We start from the raw sequence: 21,208 nt of genomic DNA, 5'->3' as shown, positions 1-21,208 counted from the left end.
ATTTTATGGTGATAGGAGTTATCCGAGGGCCTTACTGAGCTTTTTCATCATCAGGTAGATCATGATCAGCAGGATAGTATAGCAGGCGATCATATCCCAGGCGTATTTGTTACGAAAGGGATGGATGATCATATCGAAGATATCGGCCGTCAGTTGGAAGGGGTTGCTGATGATGTCCCAGCTGTTATAGCGCAAATAGCGACCGACGTAGATGCCGAGGGCGTTTAGCGCCATAATGGGAGCGGTGGGAAAATGGAAAATCTTTTCCATCTGGCGCATTGAGAGCACACCGAGGAACAGGCCGTTCCAGGCACAGGAGAAGATCAGCGCCAGGTCGAACCAGGCGGGGGAAAGGGGGTGACGGGTGTCGTGCAGATGATAGAGGTCGGTCAGGATATAAAAGGTGTTCGGCAAAAAGAGGAGCCAGATGCCGAAAAGCGCATATCGGAAAAAAGGCTGCTGCATTGCACGTGGAGATGCAGTCAGCCAGTTGGACAAGGCATAGGGTATATACGCTAAAAACAAGTTCCAGATCATGAACAGGAAGATGAACCTGTCGGTATGCACGGCACGAAGGACCACCAGCACACAGCTAAAGGCGATGCTGACGGTAAGCAACCGATCGAGCTCGGTGCGGAGGAAGAAAGGAGCGCGCTTTTTAGGAGAAAGTAAAGGCGCTCCTTTCTCGTGATGTCCGGCAAAGGAATCCTTTGCCGGGGATCTTCTCAGCGTTGCGGATGGAAAAGAAAAGCTTGTCATATGATCTTGGGTATGAAGATGAACAGACCCGCGATGACGGCGATGATGGCCGCGACGAGAACCGCGCCGGCCGCGAGGTCTTTGATGATCTTTATTTCGGGATGTCGCTCTTTTGTGATATGATTCGCGAGGTGTTCAATGGCCGTGTTGACGATCTCCGCGACCCAGACAAGGCCTGTGACGATCGCGAGGATGGCCGCTTCCGCTCCTTTTATCTTCAGCGCAACTGCTGCGATGACGACGCAAATGGTGGCTGCGAGGTGGATACGGGCGTTGTGCTCATGCCAGACAAATTGGCGGATGCCACGGAAGGCATGGGTAAAGCTGAGCAGCCGACTACGGACGGAGAATCTCTCTTGTTGCATATTAATACCGGATGTGTTGGACAAAGGTATAGGCTATGAGCACCACCAAAAGCAGAATGCTTTGAATGGCGATGGCGGTGTTCAGCCAGTACCGCCGGTAGGCTACGCCTATCCCGAGGCCCCTGGGGCCCTGAAGCAGACGTAGCCTTAGGATGGCGGCAACGTTAAAGAGTACAGCCAGCAATAAACAGCCGAGGATCAACTGGGCTTTATGAAGCGCAAAAACAGGAAAAGGAGACTGAAGGAAGGACGGAGAGATGTCGTAGTACATCGACGTCGACCCGAAGAGGATACGGACGAGGATCGTCAGGAGAAAGTAACAGGCCGGCAGCATAAAGGTGAAGCCGAGGATGCCAGAGACCAGTGGGCGAACATAGATGTTTCTTAAAGCGCTTTGCATTTCAAAGTATTTGGGTAAAAAAAATTATGTTTTATGGACTCCCCGGATCATGCTCTCGAGTGCTTCGAGGTGTTCTTTAAAGGCTTTTTCGCCGGCCTTTGTGATGGAATAGGTGGTATTCGTTTTACGGCCGATGAATCCTTTGTGAACCTTTATAAAGCCATTCTCTTCGAGGTTGGTCAGATGGGAGGCAAGGTTTCCGTCCGTGAGTTCGAGCAGCTGTTTGAGATCGTTGAAGCTGATCTCTTCGTTGACCAACAGGATGCTCATCACCCCCATGCGGATGCGACTATCGAATACTTTATTTAGATTTCCGATCGGATTCTTCATGTTCGTTCGTATTTCCACCACATGATCAGTCCGTACACGATGTGCAGGACGCCAAACCCGGCGGCCCAGAAGTACAATCCCTGGTGGGGATAGTACATGTTGATGCAGCCGAGCACTATTTCCAAAAGTCCAAGATATCGAATATCCGTTAAAGTGTATTTACTGGCGTTGACGAGGGCGAGTCCATAGAATACGAGGCAGGCGGGTGCGACGTATTGCCAGCCGTGGTGGTCGAGCAGTCCCAGCACGAAGAAGCCGCCGGCGGCAAGGGGGATGGCCATGTTGATCGCGAGTCTTTTTGCCGTGAGGTCCCAGATGGGCAGCTTGCTGCGGCGGGCTTTGCGCCAGGTGAAGAAGGTAGAGGAGGCGAGGGCTGCGATCAGCACAGCAAGGGCAAGGATGATCATGTTGGTGAGCAGGGAGGCGTCGCGATAAGGTGTGCGTACGAAGCCGTCGCCGTCCAGGTAGAGCCAGCCATGCGCGATCCAGGCGCCGATGAGGGCGCAAACACCTGCGCTGACCCCGCTCAGGCCGCTGAGGGAGATGAAGCGGGAGCTGCGTTCCATCATGCGCTTGATGTCCTGCAGGGTTTCGAGGGATTGCTCGGTTGGTGTTTGGCCTGTCATAAAAGCACTTTGAAGTACAAAGTAATGGGGGATTTTTGGTTTTTGCAAGTTTGGGGCGGAAAAATTTTCCTAAAAAGGCACTTGCGGCGTCTTTTTTAGGAAAAAATCAATTCCATTTGAATGTTTGCCCGTTCGTAGGGCGATGGGGGGCCGGCGGCTTTGCGGAAGCCGAGCTTGTAGTAGAGGCTGATCGCGGGTTTGAGCGTCGTGTTGCTTTCGAGATAGACCCGGGGCGCGCCGAGGGAGCGGGCCTTTTCGATACAATGGCGGCCGATAAGATAGCCGATGCCGAGGCCCTGGGCCTGTGGGGAGACGGCCATCTTGGCCAGCTCGAAGCCACCGTCGGGCATGGCGATGAGGGCGCAGGCGCCGACGGGCTCGCCTTTGTAGAGTGCGATATAGATATAACCGCCTTTGTCGAGGATATATTCCTGTGGGTGGTCGAGCGCCTTGTAGTCGCTCTCTTCCATCCGGAAGAAGCGCGTGATCCATTCTTCGTTCAGGCGACGGAAGACCTCCTGGTAAACGGGGGTATATTCAACAATTTTCACCTGTTCGCTTTCGCGCCGCTTTTTTTCTTCCTGTACCCGTCGGAGGAGCGTCTTTTGATCGAGGAGGTGTTCCCATTCGGCGATGGCCTTCCAGAGATCGTGGTGGGTCTCTTTCATCGCTTTTTCGATGGCGCTGGTGACGTCGTCGAGCTGGGCCTGCATTTTCTCACGCGTTTGCCGGCCTGTGGGGGACAGGCAGACGAAGTTCTTCCGGCCATCCGTCTCCCCCTTCTTTTCCACGATATAGCCTTTGGCTGCCAGCTCGCGGACGATCTGGCTGACGGAGGGATGGGTGTGGCCGATCTCCCGGGCGATGTCGGTGATGGATTTTTCTTCGGTGGGCGACAGGGAATAGAAGACAGGGAACCACTTGGGCTGGAGATCGACCTGGTAGAGGTCGTAGATGGCGGCGGCCTGTTCGGTCATCTGCTCGCTGAGGCGGCGGAGACGGCTGCCAAGGGCCATTTTGCCTGTCCGATCGTAAAAGTCCATGATGTTTGTATTTAATTACGTAACTGCTTACGTAAATATAAACAGGATTTGGTATCCCGCCAAATCCTTACATTGCGGGCCACAGGTCCGCTGGCCGAAGGCCCATCATTAGACCGTGCACCGGGGATGGTTACTTTCGGTAGAAAACCGTCAACGGTGCACGATTAGAGTTATATGTCAGCATCCTACATCCTTTCCCTGGACCAGGGCACGACCAGCTCGAGGGCCATTTTATTCGACAGGAACGGGCAGATCCGTCAGATGGCGCAGAAAGAGTTTACCCAGTATTATCCGCAGCCGGGCTGGGTGGAGCACGACGCGGAGGAGATCTGGAGCTCGCAATACGGGGTGCTGGCAGAGGTGCTGGCCAAGAGCAATCTGACCACCCGGGACATTGCGGCCATTGGGATCACCAACCAGCGGGAGACCGTCGTCGTCTGGGAGCGGGCGACGGGCCGGCCGGTCCACCGGGCGATCGTCTGGCAGGACCGGCGCACGGCGCAGTTCTGTGACGAGCTGAAGGCCAGGGGGGTGGGTCCGTTGATCGCGGAACGGACGGGGTTGGTGATCGACGCCTATTTTTCTGCTACCAAGCTCAAGTGGATACTGGATCATGTTCCGGGGGCGCGGACGAGGGCGCAAAAGGGAGAGCTGGCCTTCGGCACCGTGGACAGTTGGCTGGTGTGGAAGCTGACGACGGGCAAGCTGCATATCACCGACACGACCAACGCTTCGCGCACGCTTCTCTTCAATATCCATACGGGGCAATGGGATGCCGACCTGCTCCGGCTGTTCGACATTCCCGCGGAAATATTGCCGGAGGTGCGGCCTTCCAGCGAGCTGTATGGCCATACGGGCAGCATCATGGCGCCGGGGTCCGTCGGGATACCGATCGCAGGGATTGCGGGCGATCAGCAGGCGGCGTTGTTTGGGCAGCTGTGTACTCAGCCAGGGATGGTGAAGAACACGTATGGCACCGGTTGTTTCCTGCTCATGAATACCGGGACGAAGGCCGTGGCCTCGAAGAACCGGTTGATCACCACTATCGCCTGGACGAGGGGCGGCAAGACGGAATATGCGCTGGAGGGAAGCATCTTTATCGCAGGAGCGGTGGTACAGTGGCTGCGGGACGGGCTGCATTTCATCCGGCAGTCGCAGCAGGTAGAGGCGATGGCATCGGAAGTGGCCGACACGGGCGGCGTCTATATGGTTCCGGCGTTCGCAGGCCTTGGGGCTCCTCACTGGAACCAGTATGCGCGGGGAAGTCTTTTCGGGATGACCCGGGGTACGACGCAGACGCATATTGCGCGGGCCGCGCTGGAGAGCATCGCCTATCAGACCTACGACGTATTGAAGGCGATGGAGGCTGACAGCGGGATCGTGCTGAAGGAGCTGAGGGTGGACGGCGGCGCCACGGCCAACAATCTGCTGATGCAATTCCAATCCGATATATTGCAGGTGCCGGTGGTCCGGCCGGTGGTGACCGAGACGACGGCGTTGGGAGCTGCCTACCTGGCGGGGCTTGGCGTCGGATACTGGTCGTCCGAGGAGGACATCCGGCAGCAGTGGGCGGAAGACCGGCGATTCATGCCGGGCATGGATGCGGCTCATGCGCAGGATTTGTTGAAAGGCTGGCAGCGGGCCGTAAAGGCGGCGATTGCCTGGACCAACCATGAAGATTAACTTATGAAACGACCCGAAATGATCTCGGCCCTTGAAGCAAGGGGTTCGCAGCAATGGGATATCTGTGTCATCGGCGGCGGGGCCACGGGCCTTGGCGTGGCGGTGGATGCCGCGTCACGCGGCTTCAGCACGATCCTGCTGGAGCAATATGACTTTTCAAAGGGCACGTCGTCGCGGGCGACGAAACTGGTGCATGGCGGGGTCCGCTATCTGCAACAGGGCAACGTGAAGCTGGTGACCGAGGCATTGCATGAGCGGGGCATCCTCCGGCAGAACGCGCCTCATCTCGTGAAGGATCAGTCCTTCATCGTGCCCAACTACAAATGGTGGGAAGGTCCTTATTACGGCATCGGGCTTAAAGTATATGACTGGATGGCGGGGAGTCTGGGGCTTGGCAAGTCGAGGCTGCTTTCGCGGGAAGAGACGCTGCAATTGGCTCCGACCCTCGATACGGAGGGATTGAGAGGCGGAGTGCTGTATCACGACGGGCAATTCGACGACGCGCGGCTGGCGATACATCTCGCGCAGACGGCCGCGGAACAGGGGGCGGTGGTACTCAACTATTGCAAGGTGGAGGAGCTGTTGAAGACCAATGGGGCGGTTTCGGGAGTCAGGGCGAGGGACCTGATCGGCGGGAGCGAGTGGCCGATCCACGCGAAGGTGGTGATCAATGCGACGGGCGTCTTTACCGACAGCATCCTGCGGATGGACGATGCGGCGCACGAACCCATCATTGCCCCGAGCCAGGGTGTGCATCTGATGCTGGACAAGGATTTCCTGCCCGGAGAGGCGGCGATCCTCGTGCCGCATACCGATGACGGCCGGGTGCTTTTCGCCGTACCCTGGCATGATAAGATCATTATCGGAACTACCGATACACCGGTGACGAAGATAGATATCGAGCCCCGCGCATTGCCGGAGGAGATCGATTTCATCCTGCAGCAGATCGGCCGGTATCTTCGCCGCGCGCCGGGACCGGGGGACATCCGCAGCATCTTTGCGGGGCTGCGGCCACTGGTGAAGAGCAGCAGCCGGAAGACGGCGGAGCTGGCGCGGGATCATCTTATCGTGGTGTCGGAGTCGGGTCTTGTGACCGTCACGGGTGGAAAGTGGACAACATACAGGAGGATGGCGGAGGATACGGTGAATACCGCCATTTCGCGGGGAAAGCTCGCCGACCGGCCCTGTGTCACGGCTACGCTGCGGATACATGGGGCGATGCCCGTGAATTTTGACGATCCGCAACATTATCACGGCACCGATGCGGCGAAGATCCGGGCGCTGGCGGCCGAGAGACCCGAATGGAGTGGTAAGCTGCATCCGCGTCTGCCGTATTGGAAGGCGGAGATGATCTGGGCCGTGCGGGAAGAGCTTTGTATGACGGTCGAGGATGCGCTGAGCCGGCGAACGCGGAGCCTGTTGCTGGATGCGCAGGCGGCGATCGAATGTGCGGAACCGGTAGCGGCAATGATGGCGTCCGAGCTTGGGAGGGACCGGGAGTGGCAGATGGAGCAGGTTGCGGCCTTTAAAAAGATAGCCGAAGGTTATCTTGCACCCGCGCGAATAACATCTTAAACTATACACCATGACGCCTTTTTTTGGCGAATTTATCGGGACGGGGTTGATCATCCTGCTGGGCCAGACCGTAGTCAGCAATGTCGTGTTGCAGAGATCCAAAGGCTTCAACAGCGGGTGGATCGTCATCAGCTTTGGCTGGGCGATGGCTGTATTCGTCGGGGTCTATTGCGCGACGCCGGCGAGCAAGGCCCATCTGAACCCCGCCATTACGCTTTCCTTTGCTGCCATCGGGAAGATCTCCTGGGATATCGTACCTGTGTACCTGGCGGCGCAATTCCTTGGCGCGATGACCGGATCGCTGCTGGCCTGGCTTTGTTTCCGGCCGCATTTTGGGGTGACGGAAGATGCCAATGCGAAGCTTGCCGTCTTCTGTACGGCGCCGGCCATTCGCAGTCCGTTGGATAACCTGATGACGGAAGGGATTGCGACCTTTCTGCTTGTCTTTGGCGCGTTATTCATCTCATCGCCGGGGAGCAGTCTTGGCGCGCTCGATGCGCTTCCGGTGAGCCTGCTTGTGCTGGGGATCGGGCTTGGGCCCGGCGGGCCGACGGGATATGCGATCAATCCGGCCCGTGATCTGGGTCCGCGGTTGATGCATGCGTTACTGCCGTTGCCGGGAAAGCGGGACAGCGATTGGGCGTACGCGTGGGTGCCGGTGGTGGGGCCGGTGGTCGGAGGAATTTTAGCAGCATTAGCTTACCAGGCACTGCATTAAAAAAAATCCCTGCTAAAAAAGCAGGGACATACTAATCAAATTCCTAGCCAAATTATTCTTCTCATTCTGCCCCTATATACGAAAAAAGTGGGGCTTTGGTTTTCGGGAAGGGTCATTTTTTACCATTTTTTATGACCAGGGTGCAGGCCTCGAGCAGACGTTCGATGTCTTTGTAGCGCAACAGGAGGTCGGCCCTTTCTTCCGGGTTCCCAAATTCCGTATTATCCGTTGTGAGACAAGTTTGCACCATGGCCCAAAGGATATAACGGCACTCGTGCAGACGGTAATCGCTGAAGAATCGTTCGAATACGCCGATGGGGTCCTGCATCTCCTCTTCGGCCAGCAATAACACCTGATCGAACAATTCCTTTCTTTCAAAAAAGACGGACATAAAATTGATTTTTAAGGTTAATACTTGGCTGCATCCGGAGTCGAATGTGTGATCGTAAAAGCGGACGCTCCACTTATCCGCAGGAGAGAGAGAAACGGGTATTAACCTTTTCAGATGGGAAAGGCGTGGGGTGTAAGTTAAGGAAAAAAATCACTCGAGGAAAGGATTATTGCGCAGGCTTTTTCGATTTGTGTTTCGGTGATGGACAGCGGCGGGGCAATGCGGAGACAGTGTGGTGCGAACAGGTACCAGTCGGTGAGAACGCCTGCGGCGATACAGGCATCGATCACGCGTTTGTTCTGCCCGAAGCTGTCGTATTCGACGGCGATAAGCAGTCCGCGGCTGCGCACGGTCTTTATTGCCGGATGGATCAGCAGGCGGCGAAAAAGCGCTTCCTTACGGGCTACCTCGTCTATCCAGCCCGAACCGAGCAGCACCTCCATGGAAGCGCGGCCGGCGGCACAGCACAGCGGATGACCGCCGAATGTCGTAATATGCCCGAGTACAGGATCGCCCGTGAGCGCCCACATCCGCTCGCGGTGGGCTATAAACGCGCCCATGGGCAGCCCGCCGCCGAGGGCTTTTCCCAGCAGCAGGATATCCGGGATCACGTCATAGGCCTGGAAGGCCCAGAGGGTCCCTGTCCTGCCAAAGCCGGTTTGGATCTCATCGAGGACGAGCAAGGCGCCTGTTTCGTCGCAGCGCTGTCTCAGCAGGCGCAGCCAGGCGGCTTGCGGTGCGAAGACGCCTCGTTCGGCCTGCACCGTTTCCGCGATCACGCAGGCCGTCCGGTCGGTGATGGCGGCCAGCGCTTCGGGGGTGTTGTATTCGACATGACGGATACCGGGGAGCAGGGGGCGAAACGCGTTACGCCAGTATTCGTCGCCCATTATACTGAGGGCGCCTTGCGTAGAACCATGATACGATCGGTTGAAGGCGACGATCTCCGTACGGCCGGTGATGCGCTTGGCCAGCTTCATGGCGCCTTCGGTGGCTTCGGCGCCGCTGTTGGTGAAGTAGACGGAGTCGAGGGTGGCGGGCAGTTGTCCGGCGAGCAATGCGGCATATTCCACCTGCGGTGTCTGGATCAGTTCCCCGTATACGAGCAAATGAAGATAGCGATCGGCCTGGTCCTTTATCGCCGCGACCACGCGGGGATGACGATGACCGGTATTGCAGACGCTGATGCCGCCGATGAGGTCCAGGTATTCCTTGCCGTCCCGGTCATAGAGATAACAGCCTTCGGCCTTCACGATATCGAGGCCCAGCGGATTCGGGGAGGTCTGCGCGACGTGGCGATGAAACAGGCGATGATAATCTTGTCCGGTGCTCATGGAAGCGCAAAGTTCGTAAATTTGCTTATATTGTTGTACCATTCAAACTCAAACTCCAACTACTATGGCTACGATACTCCCCGTCGAAGGCAAGTCTCCGCAATTCGGAAAAAATTGTTTTGTCGCACCCAACGCTACCGTGGTCGGGGATGTCGTGATGGGCGATGAATGCAGCGTCTGGTTCAACACAGTAGTGCGCGGAGATGTCAACAGCATCCGCATCGGCAACAAAGTGAATATCCAGGATGGAGTGGTGATACATGGCACTTTTAAGAAGGCGAGTGTCACCATCGAGGATTCCTGCTCTATCGGTCACAATGCCATTATCCATGGTTGTACGTTAAGGGAGAAGGTGCTGGTCGGCATGGGCGCGATCATCATGGATAACGCCGAGATCGGGAAGAACTCGATCATTGCCGCGGGCGCGGTCGTCCTGGAGGGTACGAAGGTGGAGTCGGGGACCATCTATGGCGGCTGTCCGGCGCGAAAGATCAAGGACGTCCCGCCCGATCTTATCTCCGGACAGATCGATCGGATTGCGAATCATTATCTTATCTACGCCGGCTGGTTTAAGGACGCCAATGACGCGCCAAAACCGTAAAATCCAGAATTTCGACATTTTGGCGCGAATTTACCCGGATCGGTAAAAACCCTTACGGATACTTGCAAATGCAGGATAATATTTGTAGGTTTAAACACGTTTAGATTCCGATCCATGAAAGTACCCAAAACCATATTTCTCCTCTCTTCCATTTGTCTCATTCTCCTTACATTTTCATCCTGTAGCCTTTTTGGGCCGAAGTACGGCTGTCCCAGCGACGGGAAGAATGTCGGAGCGGAGCGGATCCTGAGCGGAGAGAAGGTCCCGAAAGCATCGAAGTTCAAGTCATAGCAACAATACCCCGTAAATCGATACCCTAATATAAACTACAAAATCCCTACACTATGAGCCCTCTAACTCTAAGAACGGATTTCGGCTGTACCGAAGCCGTGATCGACGACGACTGTGGATTGAAGCGTTTCTATGAAGTCGCCAACATCCTCTCCGACGACCTCGATATCAAATTCACCCAAAAGACGGACGATTTCGATTCCCTGATGTGGGACTTCCTTTACAAGGGGCATATCCTGACCCTACACTACAACATTTACACCGGTATCTCCATCTATCCCCGGAAGTTCCGCGAGGCTCCCCGGAAGGAAAATGATGCCGTTGTAGAGGTGGCCAAATTCCTCGAAAGTAAGTTGCTGATCAATACGGCCCGCAGATACATGTCCTAGATAGTATCGGAGGGCGTCTACATCTTACGAATGTTTGCCTGACTGTTTCCTGAATATTTGCTACAAGACCCGCTTTCGCGGGTCTTGCTTTTTCAAAGACTGGTCTGTGACCCGCTTTTTTGGGTATATTGCGGTATGGCTGCTTTCCCCCGACAGAATCCCTTTTACACCAAGCTGGCGATGGTGCTGATCAGCCTGATCGCCCTATTCTATATCGCGGTGCTCGGCAAGACGATTCTTGTGCCTCTCACCTTTGGCCTGTTGTTCTCCGTCATGCTGCTTCCGCTGGCGAATTTCTTCGAGCGGCGGCTGCATTTCCCACGTAGCCTGGCGGCGCTGATGTCGGTTCTGATCCTTGTCCTTTCACTGGCGGGACTGTTGTACCTGGTCGGACAGCAGATCACCACTCTGGCGGATGATTGGCCGCAGTTCAGAGAGCAGGTGAGCACGAGCGTGGCCGATCTGCAGCGATGGATCTCGGCGAAGCTCCACATCCGCATCAAGCAACAGATGACCTATGTGAACAACGCCACTTCGAAGCTGCTGGAAACGGGCAGCTCGGTGATCGGGGATGTCGTAGTCTCTTTCTCATCGGTCCTGCTGACCCTGGTCTTTATTCTTATCGACACGTTCTTCCTGTTGTATTACCGGCGGCTGATCATCCGGTTCCTCGTCGCGGTATTCAAGGAGGAGAACTCCGTCATCGTCTACGATGTCCTCGCACAGATCCAGTCGCGAATCCGGCAATATATCCTGGGGTTGCTGCTCGAGATGGCGATCGTATCGGTAGCCACCTGTCTTGCCTTGTGGATACTGGGGGTCAAGTACGCGATCCTGCTGGGTCTTATCACGGGTCTGTTCAACGTCATTCCCTATATCGGCATCTTTACGGCCACGCTGCTGAGCGTGCTCGTGACGTTTGCAACTGCCGGCGCGACCAAGCTTTTGCTGGTGATCGGCACCATCCTGGGTATCCATCTTATCGATTCGAACGTGCTGTTGCCCGTGGTGGTCGGATCGAAAGTGCGGATCAACGCCTTTATCACGGTGCTTGGCGTCATCGTCGGGGAATCCGTGTGGGGCATCCCCGGCACCTTTCTGGCCATTCCGATCATTGCCATCGCCAAGATCGTCTTCGACCGGATCGAGCCGCTGAAGCCCTGGGGCTATTTGTTCGGGGACGAGGTGGATGAAAAAGAACCGCCGCCGCTGAAGGAGGAGATCAAGCAGCAGGGGCATGATCTGACGAATTCGCCGGAGAAGAAGGGCGCCGAATGACGGGCCGCCCGAGGGGGTGGTTCAGGCACGGTTGGGGACCGCTCAAATGCTCGCCAGGATCGCACAATAGCTGACATACCGATCGGCCGCGATCCTTCCTTCCTGCACGGCCTTTTTCACGCTACAGCCGGGTTCCTCGAGGTGAAGACAGTCATTGAACTGGCAATGCCCCGCGAGCGCCCGCATCTCGGGGAAATAACCGGAGAGCTCCTGCCGGGTGATGTCCACCAGGCCGAATTCGCGCATCCCGGGCGTATCGATGACCCGCCCGCCGCCAGGCAGATCGAACATTTCAGCGAAGGTCGTCGTGTGGGTTCCCTTGCCGCTCCATCCGCTTACATTCTGGGTTTTCAGCCGCCATTCGGGATAGAGGGCGTTGAGGAAAGAGGACTTCCCTACCCCCGAATGACCGCTTAGCAGGCTGATGTTTCCTGCCAACAATGTCTTTATTTCCTCCAATCCTTCGCCGGTCAGAGCGCTCATGCGGAAGACGCGATAGCCGACGGCCTCATACATTGCCTTCCATTCTTCGAATCGGGCCTCTTCCTTTGCACGGTAGAGATCGGACTTATTGAACAGGAGGACGGCGGGTACGTGGTAGGCTTCGCTGGTGACGAGAAAGCGGTCGATGAACCCCTGGGAAGTGCGGGGTTCCTTCAAGGTGACGACCATCAGGGACTGATCGATGTTGGCGGCAACGATATGGTGCTGGTTGCGATGGGAAGGGGACTGCCGGTTGATATAGTTCTTCCTGTCATGGATGGCTGTAATGATCGCGGTGGATTCCTCCTCATTCTCGGGCTCGAAGGCGACGTCATCGCCGACGGCGATCGGGTTTGTCGAGGTGATGTCATCGATCTTGAAGAGGCCTTTCAGGCGGCCGTTCCAGGTGTCGCCATCGGACGTCTTCAGTACATACCATGATCCGGTGGATTTGTATACTTTGCCTTGCATGCCAGGTGAAGTTAGGGAAACTTTCGCAGCAACGTCCAGCGGAGGAGCAGCTCGAGCAGCAGGCAGATAGCCGCAGCGAGAGCAAACGGGAAGAATTGTTCGGTGTACCGGCGAATGTTGGAGACTTCGATCTTGGACTTCTCCAGCTGGTTGATCTCGTCGTAGATGCCCTTCAGACTCTCGTTGTCCTTTGCGCGATAATAGCGGCCGCCCGTCTCCGTGGCGATCTGTGTCAGGAGCTTTTCGTCGATATTCACTTTTTCGCGTTGCATGACCACCCCGGCTGCCGTTTGGACGGGAACAGGCGCAAATCCTTCGGTTCCCATACCGATGGTATAGACCTTTACGCCGACGGATTTGGCGATCTCTTTCGCGGTGTTGGGATCGATCAGCCCACCGTTGTTCTCACCGTCGGTGAGCAGGATGATGACCTTGCTTTTGGAGGGGGAGTTGCGAAGGCGGTCGACCCCGGTGGCGAGTCCGGACCCGATGGCGGTGCCGTCTTCGAGCAGGCCGCTTTGCACATTGAAGAGCTGGGTCTTAAGGACATTCCGATCGGTGGTGAGGGGACACATGGTAAAGCTCTCGCCCGAGAAGATGACCAGGCCGATGCGATCGGTCGGGCGATGGTCGATGAATTCGGACGCCACGTTCTTTGCGGCCTCCATCCGGTTTGGCGTGAAGTCCTGGGCGAGCATACTGCCGCTGATGTCGAGGCAAAGGACAATGTCGATGCCCTCACCGTTGACCAGCTGTTCGTCGTTGCGGGTCTGGGGACGGGCAAGGGCGATGATGAGACAACAAAGGGTCAGCAGCCGGAGGACGAAGAGGACCGGGCGCAGGAAGCTCTTCCAGGAATGGACGCCGCGAAAAGCGTTGACGGTGGACACGATCACGGTAGCCTGGTTTCTGCCGCTGCGCTTTAGTTCCCACCAGACGAGCAGGGGCACGAGGACCAGCAGCCCGAAGAACGCCGGTTGAGCAAAATAGATATGTTGGTACCAGTCGTACAGCACGTTGCTTTATTTGGCGGTTTGAGGGTTTGGCGGCGGCGGTTCCAGGGTCAGGATGGCGGTGCGGATCACTTCATAATGGTGTTCGGAGTCGGCGATGCCGGGTTGATATTTTGCAAATTTCACAAAGTCGCTCATCCGCAAGGTTTCGGCCACGGAGTCGAACTGCTGGGCAGCGGCGAAGGACCCGCGCAGCTGGGTGATCAGCTCTTCGCTGGTTTCGGCGAGGCTATGAATACCGAGCCGCCGGAAGAGATAGACGCGGAAGATCTCGTTGAGGCGAGTGTAGTAGGTCTTTATCGCGCCGTTGACGGGAAGTTGCTGTTTGGCCAGCTCGTCCAGCTGCTTCATGGCTTCCTCGAGAGGAGACAGCCGGGGCGTCTGGCGGGTGATAAGCTGGCGGATGACCTTTCGCCGTTGGATCAGCCAGACGACGAGGGCCAGCGAGAGCAGGGTGATGCCTGCCACGATCCAGGGGATCCAACGGGCCCAGGGGTTGGGCACGTCGATGATGTCCTTTATGTCATGGAAATCCTTTGACGGGTCGAGCTTTGTGTAGCCTACGAAAACGCGGATCGAATCGGTCATCGCTTTTTTTGTACCGGCCAGGAAGGTAAGGCGGGGAATAGCCCAGCTGCCGGAGTCGAAGCTGGTGATGGTGAAGTACTGGCGGTAATACCGCTGGCCGGGCCGCACGGTGGTGTCTACCTTCCCTTTTTCCAACCATTCGAAATGCGGCAGGGTGTCGGTGCCGGGCCAGGCAAAGGGGATATTATCGGGAACGGTTGCTTCCAGCATTAACTGGATGGGCTGACCGATCAGGATACTGTCCTTGTCGATGGTTGCCTTTACGATGGCGGGCGCGGGTGCGGGTTTGTGCTGTGCATGAAGAAGCATGGCCGGTAGCCATAAGGATGCAAAGATGATATATGATCTAAAAGGTCTCATGTACAAACGCTAATGTCTGTCCTATCGGACAAAGCCTCCTCCGTCGGCTTATGTGGGCCGGTGGCGGCCGACGAAGAATCGCTGGAGGATCTTGACATAGTCTTCGTCGGTGCGCAGGTGCAGGAGATCGCAACCGGCCTTCTGGAAAATGCTTTTACACTGTTCGGTGTGGTTAAAGAAATATTGTTGGTAGTTGTTCCGTACGAGGTAGTCGTTGGTGTCCACCCAATACCGGTTGCCGGTTTCCGAGTCTTCCGCTTCGACCATCCCGATGGCGGGCAGCTGCATATCCATCTTGTCATAGACCTTGATCCCGATCATATCGTGTTTCTTGCCCGCGACCTTGAGGGCATCCTCGAAGCCGGGTTCGGCCTTGCCGGCGCGCATCCGCTGATCGCCGTTGCCATCGAGGAAATCACTGAGGAAAAAGACGATGGCCTTCTGACGGGCGCTGCGGTTGAAGAATCTGATCGCTTCGCTCAGATTAGTGCCTTTCTGTTTGGGCTCGGTGGTAAGCAGCTGCCGGACAATATAAAGGACGTGTTCCCTACCCTTTTTTGGCGGGATATAGCCTTCTACCTTATCGCTGAATAAAATGGCGCCGACCTTATCATTGTTATTGACTGCGGAGAAGGCCAGTACGGCACAGACTTCCGTGATGAGATCCTTTTTCCGCGCATGGGTCGTACCGAACACCGAGCTTGCGCTGACGTCAACCAGCAGCATAACGGTGAGCTCCCGCTCTTCTTCGAAGAGCTTGCTGAACGGATGGTTGAACCGGGCGGAGACATTCCAGTCGATGAATCGGATATCATCCCCCGCGGCATACTCCCGTACTTCCCGGAAGCTCATGCCCCGCCCTTTGAAGGCGCTATGGTATTCTCCGGTGAAAAGATGACGGGTAAGCCTTTTACTTTTTATCTCCAGCTCCCGTACCTTCTTTAGTATTTCGGTGGTTGTGAGCATGCTTTTATGCGGCGCCTCCTGGATTACGGTATGGGAATCACTTTCAGTACTTCGTCAATGACATTCTCGACGTTGACGTTCTCCGCCTCGGCCTCATAGGTGAGCCCGATGCGATGACGAAGTACGTCCTTCGAAATAGAGCGGACATCCTCGGGGATGACATAGCCGCGCTTATTGAGGAAGGCGTTCGCCTTTGCGGCCAGGGCCAGGTTGATGCTGGCGCGAGGGCTACCGCCATAGGCGATCAGCGGCTTCAGCTTGTCCAGCTTGTATTTTTCCGGCGTACGAGTGGCAAAGACGATATCGAGGATATAGTGTTCTACTTTTTCGTCCATATAGATCTGGCGGGAGAGGTCCTTTGCCTGGGTGATCTCCTGCATGGTCACCACCTGCTCCACCTGCGGGGATTGAGCGCCCTGGACATTCTGGCGAATGATCAGCTGTTCTTCCTGTTTGGTGGGATAGTCGACGATGATCTTCATGATAAACCTGTCCTGCTGCGCTTCAGGAAGCGGATAGGTGCCTTCCTGTTCCAGGGGATTTTGCGTCGCCAGGACGAGAAAGGGTTCTTCGAGCTTATAGCTGGTATCTCCGAGGGTGACCTGTCGTTCCTGCATTGCTTCCAGCAGGGCGCTCTGAACTTTTGCAGGGGCGCGATTGATCTCATCGGCGAGGACGAAGTTGGCAAAGATGGGGCCTTTGCGAACGACGAATTCGTGCTTCTGCTGATTGTAGATCATAGTCCCGATGACATCGGCGGGAAGAAGATCGGGGGTGAACTGGATACGGCTGAATTTGGCATGGACGGCCTGAGACAGTGATTTAATAGTCAATGTCTTGGCAAGGCCGGGAACGCCTTCCAGCAGGACGTGGCCGTTGCTTAGCAGGCCGATGAGCAGGCGATCGAGCATCTGATGCTGGCCGATGATCACGCGGCCGACCTCGTCGCGGAGGCGGTCGATGAAGGCCGCCTGGTATTGGATCTTCGTGTTTAACTGTCTGATATCCTCTGCTGTATAGAGCATGTACATTTAACTTTGGGGCCCGAATTTACGGAATGTGCGCCAGATGCGCTGTTTGGAAATTAGCACATCTGGCGCAAAACGCCAAGGATGGGCCTTTGGCCAACGGACCCTTGGTCCGTTTTGTCTGTTTTGGCCGATTGTGGATATTTGATGTGAAATTAATTACATATGTTAACAATAAGTTGCGGCAATCTGAGTTTTAAACTTGTGTGACTCCGCACCTTCTAATCGAAAATGATGCCTAAGTATTGGACTATAGTGAGCTTGGCAGCGTTTGTCTGTTTCGCCGGTTGTTCCGGCCGGGGTTCCTCCGGGAAGGATGTGGAACTACTTACAAACAGTCCGTGGAAGTATGAGCGGGCGGGTTTTAATGATGAGGACGCGAGTTTTGACGCCCTGAACCCGCAAATTGCGGGCAATGAAAAGGACAACACCATTATTTTCTGTAAGGATGGGACGGGATATTCCCAATTTGCGCATCGCAACAGGGCCGGCAGCCCTGATAGTTTCCCCTTTATGTGGGCATTCTCCAATGACAGCACGATCTATTTCCAGGACCAGTACTACAAGGTCAGGGTGCTGACTTCGCGGCGGCTTGAGATTTATGCGGATCAGAAATTCGGGGGTGCGAAGACCCGGTACACCATTATCCTTAAACGGTAACCCTTACATGTGGGATTTTGGATGGATCGTAGATCTACTATGGTGGCTTTTGGGGATTAAGTTTACCTTGGTGTAAGCTTTGCATAACCCTTTAAATAAAACCATGAAAAGTTTAATCCGCACGTCGCATTACGTTCCGGCCGTATTATTGGTGACCGTTATCGTCATCTCCTGCTCGAAGAACAGCTCGAAACCGCCCGCCCCCACCCCTACTCACCAGGACAGCACTGTTGCTATTACTACGGCTATCACTGCCAAACCCTGGAAATATGATACGTCGGGTCTTGATACAAATAATGATGGAAAGATCGACGTTGGCGGCGACACGACGGTAGTTCCGCTCTGCGAGCGGGATGATATCTACACTTTCAACACTGACTTTACCGGGTCATGGAATACCGGCGGCCTGCATTGTATGGCCAATGAAGCGCAGACCTCGTCGTTTACCTGGTCGCTGAGCTCGGACAACAAGACGCTCCATGCCTCGTTCAACCCGATCCTGCAGGAAGGGGTGACGGTGCTGGCGATGGATTCGGTGCGTTTTGCCGTATATCGCGACTCTACCGTATTGGGGGTCACGTACAGGTATATCGTTCAACTGAAACATTGATACCCTTCGCGGTGGGCCGCCGGGTTATGACAGATATTTTCCTACGATAGGCACTCTTCTGCCTACGCCAAATGCCTTACAACTAACCCTGATAATAGGGCAGAACTGGTTGCGCTTGTATTCGCTGGTGTTTACCAACCGGAGGATCCGGGCAACCATTGCTTTTTCTATCCCCATCGCCGCGATGGCCGCGGGTCCCTGGCGCCGCTCGATATATTGATAGAGAACTTTGTCGAGGATATCATACTCGGGCAGGCTGTCGCTGTCCTTCTGGCCGGGCCGCAATTCGGCCGAAGGCGCTTTTTCAAGGATATTATGCGGGATGATTTCGCCATTGCTGTTGATGTCGCGGGCCAGGGCATAGACCTGTCCCTTGTATACATCGCCGAGGACGCTGAGACCGCCGGCCATATCGCCATAAAGCGTCCCATAGCCGGTAGCCAGCTCGCTTTTGTTGGAGGTGTTCAGCATGATGTACCCGAACTTATTGGCGATGCCCATGACGAGGTTACCCCTGGCCCGGCTTTGCAGATTCTCTTCGGCGAGACCGAAGGGGGAGTCCTTGAATACCGGTTCGAGCGTATGCATAAGGGCGTCATATACTTCCCGGATAGGGATGATGTCGTAGGGATTCCCCAGGTTGCGGGAAAGCTGCTCCGCGTCGCTTACCGAATGCGATGTGGAATAAGCGGAGGGCAGGAGGACGGCCCGGACATTCTCTTTGCCGAGGGCTTCGCAGGCGAGGGCGAGGGTGACGGCGCTGTCGATACCACCACTGCTGGCGACGATGGCCATTTTAAAACCCATCTTGGAGAAATAATCGCGGATACCGAGAACCAGCGCCTTGCGGATCTGGCCGATATTTCGTTCGTCGGTGAGATACTCGAGGACGCGATCGGGATCGTTCTGCTTCGAGACGCGCATGTCCTTGTCGAATACCGAGGGTGCAACCGCGGTGGAGGAGCCCATCTTTTGGAGGGGAACGGCAGGCCCGTCATTATCTTCCTCGTCCACGTCGGTGCGGACGGAGAGACCGGGTAACAGTTCTTCGTACAGGGGCGGGACGGGATGTGGGAGGGGAACGACGGCGAAGTCTTCCTCGAAATATTTCATCTCATGGATGAGGTTGCCGTTGGCGTCATAGACCACGCTGCCGCCATCAAAAACAATCTCCGTCTGCGAGCCTACCGCGTTGCAATAATACATCGGCAGATGATATTTCAGCACGTTCTGGCGGACGACCTCCTTGCGATCCTCGTCATGATCGTAATCGAAGGGCGAGGCGGAGATATTGATCATCAGATCGGGGTGCTGGCGGATCAATTGATCCATCGGGCAGACCCTGTAGAGCGGGTTGTCGCCGAGGTTCCAGCTGTCCTCACAGATCACGAGAGCGATCTTCTTTCCTTTGAAGGGAATTACCTTCCATTCATACGCCGGTTCGAAATACCGGTATTCATCAAAGACATCGTAATTGGGCAGGCAGGTTTTGTGCGCAACACCTTTGATCTCCTTTTCATAAAGAAGCCATGCGCCGTTAAACAGGTCCTTTCCTTCGCGGACGGGATTGCGGTCCGGTGCGCCGATGATGACACCGATCGTGTCGGTTTCTTCACGGATGCGATCGATGGCCGCGTAGGACTGTGCGATGAAGTCATCGAACTCAAGGAAATCACGGGGAGGATAGCCGCAAACACATAGTTCGGTGAAGACGACGAGGTCGGCTCCGGCGGCTTTTGCCTGGTGGATGCCGGCGATGATCTTCCGGGTATTCTCTTCAAAATTGCCAATATGATAATTTTGCTGGGCGAGAGCGATCTTCATGGTACAAAGTTAACGAAAAGGTCCGTTTGTGCTATATTTGGCTATGGCTTTCAATGAACGACTTGCCCATCGGATCAGGGAGGCGTTGTCTCATCTCCCCGATGTGGAAGAAAAGAAGATGTTCCATGGCATCTGCTTCATGGTCAACGGAAAGATGTGTCTTTGCGTGCGGTTGGATGAGATGCTTTGCCGGATCGGGCCGCATAAATATGCGGAGGCGCTGGAGATGGACTATTGCCGGCCGATGATCCACAATGGGCGGACGATGACGGGGTTCGTCTTTGTCAGCCAGGAAGGGATCAAGAAGAAAAAGGATTTTGAATATTGGGTGGATCTGGCGCTTGCCTTCAACAGCGAGGCAAAGGCCTCAAAAAAAGTTGTTAAAAAAAAGAAATGAGAATTCTTGCGCTTGTTCTTGTAGCCTCTGTGGGCCTGGTTTCCTGTAACAATTCCAATGATAAGGCGGATGTTTCGGGCGTCGACGTGGGAAAGGTGCATATCGAACGGTTCGATACGGCGTTCTTCCATCTCGATTCGAACGATATCGTCAACGGGCTGCGCCGGCTGGATCAGGAATACCCCTGGTTCACGCCGGATTTTGTCGGGAACATCCTTGGAGCTGCCGAACCGTTGTCCGATACGAGCCGCCTTGCATTTGCTGCGACGAGGCAGTTCCTGGTGACCTATCTTGGCGTGAGCGATTCGCTGGAACAAAAATATGCCGTGTTGGACTGGCTGGAGAAGGAGCTGCGGGACGGGTTCCGGCATGTGAAATATTATTTTCCGCAGTACAAGTTGCCGCAAAAGGTAGTAGCATTTATCGGGCCGTTCGACGGTCCCGGTGTCGCGGTGACCTCGTTTGCGTTGGCGATCGGGCTGCAGTCCTATGCCGGGCGGAACTTCCCGTGGTATCTTACAAGCAAGGGACAGGACCTTTATCCGCAGTATGTCTCGCGACGTTTTGAACCGGAGTATATCACCACGAATTGCATGAATGCGATCGCGCAGGATATCGTTCCCGACAGCAGCGACAACCGGCCGCTGATCGAGCAGATGATCATCAAGGGTCGATATTTCTGGCTGGCGGGTAAGCTCGTGCCCGATGTGCCGGACAGCATCCGGACGGGGTATACGAAAGCGCAACTCGACTGGTGTGCCGGCAACGAGGCAGCGGTATGGAACTACTTTTTGCAGGCTACCGATCTGTATACGGTGGATCCCGATATCATCAAGAATTATATCGGCGAGGGTCCGAAGACGCTGGGAATGCCGGATGCGGCCCCGGGGAATATCGGCGCCTGGGTTGGCTGGCAGATAGTGAAAAAATATGTCGCGGGGCATAAGGAGCTGAGTCCGGAGCAAGTGATGACCACTCCTGTGCGAACCATTTTTGAGGAGGCGAAGTATAAGCCGAAATAGGAG

The 21,208-nt window shown here is 55.5% G+C and carries 25 protein-coding genes; 11 read left to right on the top strand and 14 right to left on the bottom strand.

Annotated features, from left to right (window positions below):
* Positions 1-18: 18 nt before the first annotated feature.
* The 6 genes from VHE34_RS20375 to VHE34_RS20350 form a co-directional block, all read right to left on the bottom strand.
* Positions 19-759: a DUF1361 domain-containing protein gene (locus VHE34_RS20375; protein WP_325591143.1), complete on the bottom strand. Its 741-nt coding sequence runs from the start codon at positions 757-759 to the stop codon at positions 19-21.
* The gene (locus tag VHE34_RS20370; RefSeq protein WP_325591141.1) at positions 756-1,124 is read right to left on the bottom strand and encodes a diacylglycerol kinase family protein; all 369 of its coding nucleotides are present in this window, start codon (positions 1,122-1,124) and stop codon (positions 756-758) included. Before VHE34_RS20370 ends, VHE34_RS20375 begins: the two co-directional genes overlap by 4 nt.
* Position 1,125: 1 nt before the next feature.
* Positions 1,126-1,524 (bottom strand): hypothetical protein, encoded by a 399-nt coding sequence (locus tag VHE34_RS20365; RefSeq protein ID WP_325591138.1) that lies wholly within the window; start codon positions 1,522-1,524, stop codon positions 1,126-1,128.
* Positions 1,525-1,548: 24 nt separating this feature from the next.
* Positions 1,549-1,854, bottom strand: a complete 306-nt coding sequence (locus VHE34_RS20360) for a transcriptional regulator (protein WP_325591135.1) — start codon at positions 1,852-1,854, stop codon at positions 1,549-1,551.
* Positions 1,851-2,480: a hypothetical protein gene (locus VHE34_RS20355; RefSeq protein ID WP_325591131.1), complete on the bottom strand. Its 630-nt coding sequence runs from the start codon at positions 2,478-2,480 to the stop codon at positions 1,851-1,853. The genes VHE34_RS20360 and VHE34_RS20355 overlap by 4 nt, the downstream gene beginning before the upstream one ends.
* Positions 2,481-2,575: 95 nt before the next feature.
* Positions 2,576-3,523: a bifunctional helix-turn-helix transcriptional regulator/GNAT family N-acetyltransferase gene (locus tag VHE34_RS20350; protein ID WP_325591128.1), complete on the bottom strand. Its 948-nt coding sequence runs from the start codon at positions 3,521-3,523 to the stop codon at positions 2,576-2,578.
* 174 nt (positions 3,524-3,697) lie between these two features.
* Here VHE34_RS20350 and glpK point away from each other — a divergent pair, with 174 nt between their 5' ends.
* The 3 genes from glpK to VHE34_RS20335 are packed head-to-tail and all read left to right on the top strand — an operon-like array spanning position 3,698 to position 7,499.
* A complete protein-coding gene (gene glpK, locus VHE34_RS20345; RefSeq protein ID WP_325591125.1) occupies positions 3,698-5,206 on the top strand; it encodes a glycerol kinase GlpK in 1,509 nt (502 codons plus the stop codon).
* Between the two features lie 3 nt (positions 5,207-5,209).
* Entirely contained in the window at positions 5,210-6,781 is a 1,572-nt protein-coding gene (locus VHE34_RS20340; RefSeq protein WP_325591121.1) for a glycerol-3-phosphate dehydrogenase/oxidase, read from the top strand.
* 10 nt (positions 6,782-6,791) lie between these two features.
* Positions 6,792-7,499, top strand: coding sequence for an MIP/aquaporin family protein (locus VHE34_RS20335; RefSeq protein ID WP_325591118.1), 708 nt, complete (start codon positions 6,792-6,794; stop codon positions 7,497-7,499).
* A 112-nt stretch (positions 7,500-7,611) separates the two neighbouring features.
* Here VHE34_RS20335 and VHE34_RS20330 read toward each other — a convergent pair whose 3' ends face one another.
* Both VHE34_RS20330 and VHE34_RS20325 read right to left on the bottom strand, forming a co-directional pair.
* Positions 7,612-7,890 carry a hypothetical protein gene (locus VHE34_RS20330; RefSeq protein ID WP_325591117.1) on the bottom strand — a complete coding sequence of 93 codons (279 nt, stop codon included), beginning with the start codon at positions 7,888-7,890 and terminating at the stop codon, positions 7,612-7,614.
* Between the two features lie 137 nt (positions 7,891-8,027).
* Positions 8,028-9,224 (bottom strand): aspartate aminotransferase family protein, encoded by a 1,197-nt coding sequence (locus VHE34_RS20325; RefSeq protein WP_325591113.1) that lies wholly within the window; start codon positions 9,222-9,224, stop codon positions 8,028-8,030.
* Between the two features lie 64 nt (positions 9,225-9,288).
* On the opposite strand from VHE34_RS20325, the gene VHE34_RS20320 reads away from it, so the two are divergent.
* The 4 genes from VHE34_RS20320 to VHE34_RS20305 all read left to right on the top strand — a co-directional run bounded on the left by VHE34_RS20320 (position 9,289) and on the right by VHE34_RS20305 (position 11,783).
* A complete protein-coding gene (locus VHE34_RS20320; RefSeq protein WP_325591108.1) occupies positions 9,289-9,825 on the top strand; it encodes a gamma carbonic anhydrase family protein in 537 nt (178 codons plus the stop codon).
* A gap of 114 nt (positions 9,826-9,939) precedes the next feature.
* Positions 9,940-10,116: a hypothetical protein gene (locus VHE34_RS20315; protein WP_325591103.1), complete on the top strand. Its 177-nt coding sequence runs from the start codon at positions 9,940-9,942 to the stop codon at positions 10,114-10,116.
* A gap of 53 nt (positions 10,117-10,169) precedes the next feature.
* Entirely contained in the window at positions 10,170-10,505 is a 336-nt protein-coding gene (locus tag VHE34_RS20310) for a hypothetical protein (RefSeq protein ID WP_325591100.1), read from the top strand.
* Between the two features lie 135 nt (positions 10,506-10,640).
* Complete coding sequence (locus VHE34_RS20305) at positions 10,641-11,783, top strand: AI-2E family transporter (protein WP_325591097.1); 1,143 nt, start codon at positions 10,641-10,643, stop codon at positions 11,781-11,783.
* A gap of 42 nt (positions 11,784-11,825) precedes the next feature.
* Here VHE34_RS20305 and rsgA read toward each other — a convergent pair whose 3' ends face one another.
* The 5 genes from rsgA to VHE34_RS20280 form a co-directional block, all read right to left on the bottom strand.
* Positions 11,826-12,737: a ribosome small subunit-dependent GTPase A gene (rsgA, locus tag VHE34_RS20300; protein WP_325591095.1), complete on the bottom strand. Its 912-nt coding sequence runs from the start codon at positions 12,735-12,737 to the stop codon at positions 11,826-11,828.
* Positions 12,738-12,748: 11 nt separating this feature from the next.
* Positions 12,749-13,753: a VWA domain-containing protein gene (locus tag VHE34_RS20295; protein ID WP_325591092.1), complete on the bottom strand. Its 1,005-nt coding sequence runs from the start codon at positions 13,751-13,753 to the stop codon at positions 12,749-12,751.
* Positions 13,754-13,759: 6 nt separating this feature from the next.
* Positions 13,760-14,647, bottom strand: coding sequence for a hypothetical protein (locus VHE34_RS20290; protein WP_325591090.1), 888 nt, complete (start codon positions 14,645-14,647; stop codon positions 13,760-13,762).
* Positions 14,648-14,746: 99 nt separating this feature from the next.
* Entirely contained in the window at positions 14,747-15,664 is a 918-nt protein-coding gene (locus VHE34_RS20285; RefSeq protein WP_325591088.1) for a DUF58 domain-containing protein, read from the bottom strand.
* 23 nt (positions 15,665-15,687) lie between these two features.
* Positions 15,688-16,647 carry a MoxR family ATPase gene (locus tag VHE34_RS20280; protein WP_349255692.1) on the bottom strand — a complete coding sequence of 320 codons (960 nt, stop codon included), beginning with the start codon at positions 16,645-16,647 and terminating at the stop codon, positions 15,688-15,690.
* A 363-nt stretch (positions 16,648-17,010) separates the two neighbouring features.
* Between VHE34_RS20280 and VHE34_RS20275 the strand changes: the two genes are divergently transcribed.
* Together VHE34_RS20275 and VHE34_RS20270 are read left to right on the top strand one after the other, a co-directional pair.
* Positions 17,011-17,352, top strand: coding sequence for a hypothetical protein (locus tag VHE34_RS20275; RefSeq protein ID WP_325591083.1), 342 nt, complete (start codon positions 17,011-17,013; stop codon positions 17,350-17,352).
* Between the two features lie 103 nt (positions 17,353-17,455).
* The gene (locus VHE34_RS20270) at positions 17,456-17,962 is read left to right on the top strand and encodes a hypothetical protein (RefSeq protein WP_325591081.1); all 507 of its coding nucleotides are present in this window, start codon (positions 17,456-17,458) and stop codon (positions 17,960-17,962) included.
* A gap of 24 nt (positions 17,963-17,986) precedes the next feature.
* On the opposite strand, the gene VHE34_RS20265 is transcribed toward VHE34_RS20270, so the two are convergent.
* Positions 17,987-19,786, bottom strand: a complete 1,800-nt coding sequence (locus tag VHE34_RS20265; protein ID WP_325591077.1) for an NAD+ synthase — start codon at positions 19,784-19,786, stop codon at positions 17,987-17,989.
* Between the two features lie 43 nt (positions 19,787-19,829).
* Here VHE34_RS20265 and VHE34_RS20260 point away from each other — a divergent pair, with 43 nt between their 5' ends.
* Both VHE34_RS20260 and VHE34_RS20255 read left to right on the top strand, forming a co-directional pair.
* Positions 19,830-20,183, top strand: coding sequence for a TfoX/Sxy family protein (locus VHE34_RS20260; protein WP_325591075.1), 354 nt, complete (start codon positions 19,830-19,832; stop codon positions 20,181-20,183).
* Positions 20,180-21,205, top strand: coding sequence for a hypothetical protein (locus VHE34_RS20255; protein ID WP_325591071.1), 1,026 nt, complete (start codon positions 20,180-20,182; stop codon positions 21,203-21,205). Before VHE34_RS20260 ends, VHE34_RS20255 begins: the two co-directional genes overlap by 4 nt.
* Positions 21,206-21,208: the final 3 nt, after the last annotated feature.

This window comes from Puia sp. (genome assembly GCF_035546395.1).
Taxonomy (GTDB): Bacteria; Bacteroidota; Bacteroidia; order Chitinophagales; family Chitinophagaceae; genus Puia.
The sequence above is the reverse complement of the archived record's forward strand: the minus strand, read 5'-3'. Positions and strand labels throughout refer to the sequence as shown.